Source organism: Streptomyces capoamus, assembly GCF_014654935.1.
GTDB classification, from domain to species: domain Bacteria; phylum Actinomycetota; class Actinomycetes; order Streptomycetales; family Streptomycetaceae; genus Streptomyces; species Streptomyces capoamus.
The window spans coordinates 4,492-4,835 of sequence record NZ_BNBF01000050.1 but is presented as its reverse complement, the minus strand read 5'-3'; the positions used below and the strand labels follow the sequence as shown (position 1 = coordinate 4,835).

The following is a 344-nucleotide window of genomic DNA, read 5'->3' as shown; positions in this document are numbered from 1 at the left end:
TCGCCCGGTATGAGAAGCCGCGCGGAAGCGCGGCCCGGGCGGGGCTACACGCAGCCGCAGCTGGTGCGCACCACCAGCCGGGACGGGAACGTCTTCAGCCGCTCGCGCCGGGATCCGGGCACCCGCAGTCCGTCGTCCAGCACCAGGTCGACCGCCGCCCGGGCCATCGCCGAGCGGTCCGAGGCGACCGTGGTCAGCGGCGGGTCGGCGAGCGCGGCCTCCTTGATGTCGTCGAACCCGGCCACCCCGAGCTGTCCGGGCACGTCGATGCGCAGCTCGCGCGCGGCCCGCAGCAGGCCGATGGCCTGGTCGTCGGTCGAGCAGAAGATCGCGGGCGGCCGGCG

The 344-nt window shown here is 75.9% G+C and carries 1 protein-coding gene; it reads right to left on the bottom strand.

Annotation, left to right across the window (positions count from 1 at the left end):
- Positions 1-44: 44 nt before the first annotated feature.
- Positions 45-344 (bottom strand): substrate-binding domain-containing protein (locus IE312_RS43575; RefSeq protein WP_229900912.1); only part of this gene is annotated, 300 nt, incomplete at its 5' end.